Origin of the sequence: uncultured Roseobacter sp. (assembly GCF_947495275.1) — a bacterium.
Taxonomy (GTDB): Bacteria; Pseudomonadota; Alphaproteobacteria; order Rhodobacterales; family Rhodobacteraceae; genus Roseobacter.
This window is the reverse complement of sequence record NZ_CANLYL010000042.1, coordinates 1-2606: the sequence shown is the minus strand read 5'-3', so window position 1 is coordinate 2606 and position 2606 is coordinate 1. Positions and strand designations below refer to the sequence as shown.

The following is a 2606-nucleotide window of genomic DNA, read 5'->3' as shown; positions in this document are numbered from 1 at the left end:
TCCCCCGTGCATTGTAGACCGAGAGTATTGCAGTAGAAGTTTTTTGAGGCGGTGAGGTTGGTGACGTTCAGGCACAGGTGTGAGAGGCGGATGGTGTTGAAGTCGGGGTAGAGGTTGGGGGCTGGTACGGGCATGGGGGTTTTCTCCTTACTGCACTCCGAGGCGCGGGATCTGATGCGCGCCGGTGGCAAAGCCGATGTGTTTTTGTTCCATGTAGAATTCAAAGCTCCAATCGCCGCCGTCACGGCCGATGCCGCTGGCCTTGACGCCGCCAAACGGTGTCGGCAGGTGGCGGACATTCTCGGAATTGACCCAGATCATGCCGGCCTCCAGCCTGTCGGTAAATCGCAGGGCGCGGGTCAGGTCATTAGTCCACAGATAGGCTGTCAGACCGTAGGCCGTGTCATTGGCGATCTGCAACGCCGCGTCTTCGGTCGAGAACGGAATTGAGGTCAGCACCGGCCCGAATATCTCTTCCCGGGCGATGCGCATCTGGTTGGTGGCGTTGGTAAAGAGCGTCGGGCGCACGAAGTAGCCCGCCTCCCCGATCTTTTCGCCCCCTGCGGCCACAGTTGCGCCGTCTTCGCGGGCAATGTCAAAATAGCTGGTGACCTTGCGGTAATGCTCCTCGCTGATCAGGGGCCCCACTTCTGTTGTGGGATCAAGCGGATGGCCCACCCTGATGGCGTTGACCCGCTCGGCCAGCTTTGCCTCAAAGGCCTCGCGGATGCTGTCCTGCACCAGCAGGCGCGAGGAGGAGGTGCAGCGCTCGCCATTGATCGAATAAATCATGAAGATCACCGCATCCAGCGCCCGGTCCAGATCGGCATCCTCAAAGACGATCACCGGGTTCTTGCCTCCCAGCTCAAGATGATTACGCTTGAGCGTATCCGCGCCCTGTCTGGTGATCAGACTGCCCGTGCGGCTTTCACCGACAAAGGCGATGGCCCTGATCGCCGGATGTTCGCAGAGCGCCTTGCCCGCCTCCTCGCCAAAACCGTTCACCGTGTTCAGCACCCCCGGCGGCAGCCCTGCCTGCTCGGCAATCTCCACCAGCAGACGCGCCGTCAGGGGGGAGGCTTCAGCGGGTTTATGGACAACCGTGCACCCTGCCGCCAGTGCCGGTGCGATCTTCCAGGTGGACAGCATGAAAGGCGTGTTCCACGGCGTGATCACCCCAACCGGACCAATGGGCACGCGGGTTGTCACATTCATCAAGCTCGGCGATTTCAGGTGCTGCCCATCGCGGGCTTGCACCACCTGATCGGCAAAGTAGCGGAAGTTCTCGGCCCCGCGCAGGGCGGCCTTGGACATGAAGCGCACCGCCTGCCCGGTGTCCCAGCATTCACACAGGGCAATTTCCTCGGCCCGCGTCTCGATGGCATCCGCCACGGCGTGCAGGATCCCGCGGCGCCGGGTCGCCGGCATGTCGCGCCACTCCGCAAAGGCATCCGCCGCCGCCCGGGCCGCGGCATCAATGTCCTGCGCCCCCCCGCGCGCCACATCGCAGATCACGCTTTTGTCGACCGGGGAGATGGATTGGAAAACGCCCTCGCTGCCCGCCACGTCCTGGCCCGCGATCCGGTTCCTGATGCCAATGTCGCGGAAAGGTTCCAGGAAAGTGGCAAGCTTGCCGAGATTGTCATCAAGCACCGTCATGCCCCACCTCCCAGGTGATCCCGTATCGTGCCGCATTTGCGCGACAACTGCGCATCGATGTCCCGCAGTTCCGCTGAAAGCGCTATGGAATGCCCCGCCATGGCCCCGCAAAGAACCTGCCTCGCCGCCTCGAACAGATGCGCCAGCGCGGCCTCTTTCACCTCGGCAGGGCGCCCTTCCCTGATGCGGATACGGATGTCGACAAACCCGTGTGCGGGGTCGCCGTCGGCAATGGCATAATGGTCCACACGGATCGCCCGGACACGAATGCCCGGCATCGGGAAGGCTTCGATGGTGGCGGCCTCCCGACGCAGCGCCTCGCATAAAGCCCCCGGGTCGAGCAGCCTTTCGAGGTTCGCTGAATAGTCAATATGGATGTGCGGCATGTCATTTCTTTAACATATTAATACTTGCTAAGTTAAATAAATGAAGCTTGTATTGTCAAGACTGAATTGGCACCTCAGGCAGAGACTTTCAGCAAACCGGAACCCACCTCATGGCCGATCCCCTTCCGTCAACCTCCCGCTCGCTGCCCATCGCCCTGATCCGGGCCCGCGAAGCCGTGATGGCCCCGATCCGCGACATGCTCAGCGAAACCGGTATCACCGAACAGCAATGGCGTGTCCTGCGCGTGCTGGCCGAACATGGTCCGATGGACACAAGCACCCTGGCCACCCGCGCCGCCCTGCTGTTCCCCAGCCTGACCCGCATCGCCAACACCCTGCGCAAAAAAGAGCTGCTGACCCAGACCCGCGACGAAAGTGACCGCCGCCGCCAGCTCGTCCGGATCACCCCCAAAGGCCAGAAAATCATCGACGACAACACCCACGAAGCCACCCGCATCATCGAGGACTTCAAAACAACGCTCGGAAACGAAAACTACGAAACCCTCCTAAACCTCCTCGAAAAAATACTCAAAACAAAAACCTAAACTAAAAACGTGGTAG

General features: G+C 61.2%; 4 protein-coding genes. 1 reads left to right on the top strand and 3 read right to left on the bottom strand.

Annotation, left to right across the window (positions count from 1 at the left end; translation table 11 throughout):
• The 3 genes from Q0802_RS24565 to Q0802_RS24555 all read right to left on the bottom strand — a co-directional run.
• On the bottom strand, positions 1-134 hold a 134-nt coding region (locus tag Q0802_RS24565; protein WP_366523357.1), incomplete at its 3' end, for a VOC family protein.
• Between the two features lie 13 nt (positions 135-147).
• Entirely contained in the window at positions 148-1659 is a 1512-nt protein-coding gene (gene hpaE / locus Q0802_RS24560) for a 5-carboxymethyl-2-hydroxymuconate semialdehyde dehydrogenase (RefSeq protein WP_298922642.1), read from the bottom strand.
• Positions 1656-2045: a 5-carboxymethyl-2-hydroxymuconate isomerase gene (locus Q0802_RS24555; protein ID WP_298922641.1), complete on the bottom strand. Its 390-nt coding sequence runs from the start codon at positions 2043-2045 to the stop codon at positions 1656-1658. The genes hpaE and Q0802_RS24555 overlap by 4 nt, the downstream gene beginning before the upstream one ends.
• Before the next feature lie 110 nt (positions 2046-2155).
• On the opposite strand from Q0802_RS24555, the gene hpaR reads away from it, so the two are divergent.
• Positions 2156-2590, top strand: coding sequence for a homoprotocatechuate degradation operon regulator HpaR (gene hpaR, locus Q0802_RS24550; protein ID WP_298922640.1), 435 nt, complete (start codon positions 2156-2158; stop codon positions 2588-2590).
• Positions 2591-2606: the final 16 nt, after the last annotated feature.

Coding starts and splice junctions, on each gene's coding strand:
- hpaE (WP_298922642.1), bottom strand. CDS start 1,659: ATGACGGTGCTTGATGACAATCTCGGCAAGCTTGCCACTTTCCTGGAA.
- Q0802_RS24555 (WP_298922641.1), bottom strand. CDS start 2,045: ATGCCGCACATCCATATTGACTATTCAGCGAACCTCGAAAGGCTGCTC.
- hpaR (WP_298922640.1), top strand. CDS start 2,156: ATGGCCGATCCCCTTCCGTCAACCTCCCGCTCGCTGCCCATCGCCCTG.